At 58.4% G+C, this 2,500-nt stretch carries 2 rRNA genes (1 of these 2 cut by a window edge); both read right to left on the reverse strand.

The features are described from left to right. Window positions 1-188: 188 nt before the first annotated feature. Window positions 189-304: ribosomal RNA gene (gene rrf, locus TSO352_RS01510) — 5S ribosomal RNA — on the reverse strand. Between the two features lie 170 nt (window positions 305-474). Further along, window positions 475-2,500 (reverse strand): 23S ribosomal RNA (locus tag TSO352_RS01515); it runs 719 nt beyond the window's last position.

Genomic DNA, 2,500 nt, shown 5'->3' on the forward strand with positions numbered 1-2,500 from the left:
GATTTGAACCTGCGGCCTTCAGGTTATGAGCCTGACGAGCTACCGGGCTGCTCCACCCCGCGGATGTCTTGGATGCTGGTCGTCTTGTGCCGGCCGGTGGACCGGTGTCGGCTCTGGGCCGGACGGGTGAAGATGACGCGCGATGGCGTGTTTTGGTTGGGGTTTGGAGTGTCTCTTGTGCCTGAGTGACCTGGCGGCGACCTACTCTCCCACGTCTTAAGACGCAGTACCATCGGCGCTGAGGCTTTTCACGGCCGAGTTCGGGATGGGATCGGGTGTTTGGCACCTCGCCATGACCACCAGGTCACCAAGGCACAAGACCGACGCTCCGCTCCTCCAACCGGCGCCACTTCCCGTTTGTCCGGGGGAGCGGCGTCCGCAATCGCGTGTGCAAGTGACCCGAGGTCATCATCGAACCGGCGCTGGCTTGCGTCAAGCAGGCTTGCTGCTGCGCATGGCGCGGTCTGTGGGGTTGAGATCAAGCCGATCGAGCGATTAGTAAGGCTTAGCTTCAGGCGTTGCCGCCGGTCCACATGCCTCCTATCGACGTGATGGTCTGTCACGGCTCTCAAGGGAGCTCTGGTTTAGAGGTGGGTTTCCCGCTTAGATGCTTTCAGCGGTTATCCCGTCCATACTTAGCTACCCGGCCATGCCACTGGCGTGACAACCGGTGCACCAGAGGTATGTCCATCCCGGTCCTCTCGTACTAGGGACAGATCCTCGCAAAACTCCTACACCCACGGCAGATAGGGACCGAACTGTCTCACGACGTTCTAAACCCAGCTCACGTACCACTTTAATCGGCGAACAGCCGAACCCTTGGGACCTGCTCCAGCCCCAGGATGTGATGAGCCGACATCGAGGTGCCAAACGACTCCGTCGATATGGACTCTTGGGAGTCATCAGCCTGTTATCCCCGGCGTACCTTTTATCCGTTGAGCGATGGCCCGTCCACGTGGAGCCACCGGATCACTATGGCCGACTTTCGTCTCTGCTCGACTTGTCAGTCTTGCAGTCAGGCGGGCTTATGCCATTGCACTCGTCGAGCGATTTCCGACCGCTCTGAGCCCACCATCGCGCGCCTCCGTTACACTTTGGGAGGCGACCGCCCCAGTCAAACTACCCGCCATGCAGGGTCCCGGACCCGGGTAACGGGCCGCGGTTAGATGCCAGAGATCTCAAGGGTGGTATTTCAAGGTTGGCTCCACACGAGCTGGCGCCCATGCTTCCAAGCCTCCCACCTATCCTACACATGAGATCCCTAGCACCACTGCAAAGCTGTAGTAAAGGTGCACGGGGTCTTTCCGTCTGACCGCGGGAACTCCGCATCTTCACGGAGAGTTCAATTTCGCTGAGTTGGTGTTGGAGACAGCGGGGAAGTCGTTACGCCATTCGTGCAGGTCGGAACTTACCCGACAAGGAATTTCGCTACCTTAGGACCGTTATAGTTACGGCCGCCGTTTACCGGGGCTTCAATTCAGAGCTTGCACCCCTCCTCTTAACCTTCCGGCACCGGGCAGGCGTCAGACCCTATACGTCGCCTTGTGTGGCTTCGCAGAGCCCTGTGTTTTTAGTAAACAGTCGCTACCCCCTGGTCTGTGCCCCCCGCCCTGGCTTGCGCCAGAACGGGGCCCTCTTCTTCCGAAGTTACGAGGGCAATTTGCCGAGTTCCTTCAACACCATTCTCTCAAGCGCCTGGGTATACTCTACCTGTCCACCTGTGTCGGTTTGGGGTACGGTCTGATGCGGGGGCTATTTCCTGGAACAGGTCCACAGCACGATCAATCCGATAAGATCGTACACGCTTTCCCATCCGTCACTCACCCGCTGGCCCACGAATATTAACGTGGTTCCCATCGACTACGCCTTTCGGCCTCGCCTTAGGGGCCGGCTCACCCTGCGTGGATTAACCTTGCGCAGGAACCCTTGGACTTTCGGCGAGAGTGTTTCTCACACTCTTTGTCGCTACTCATGTCAGCATTCTCACTTCCGATACCTCCAGGCGACCTCGCGGCCACCCTTCGCAGGCTTACGGAACGCTCCGCTACCGCGTGATCAGAGATCACACCCGCAGCTTCGGTACACGGCTTGAGCCCCGATACATTTTCGGCGCAGGCCGGCTTAACTAGACCAGTGAGCTATTACGCTTTCTTTAAAGGATGGCTGCTTCTAAGCCAACCTCCTGGTTGTCATGGCCTTCCCACATCCTTTCCCACTTAGCCGTGATTTGGGGACCTTAGCTGGCGGTCTGGGCTGTTTCCCTCTCGACGATGGACCTTAGCACCCACCGTCTGTCTGCCGCGCTCTGCTTCCGGGTATTCGGAGTTTGGTTAGGTTTGGTAAGGCTCGCGCCCCCCTAGCCCATCCAGTGCTCTACCCCCCGGAGCAATACGCGACGCGCTACCTAAATAGCTTTCGCGGAGAACCAGCTATTTCCTGATTTGATTGGCCTTTCACCCCTAGCCACAGGTCATCTCCGACTTTTTCAACAGGCGTGAGT

Origin of the sequence: Azospirillum sp. TSO35-2, from assembly GCF_003116095.1 — a bacterium.
Taxonomy (GTDB): Bacteria; Pseudomonadota; Alphaproteobacteria; order Azospirillales; family Azospirillaceae; genus Azospirillum.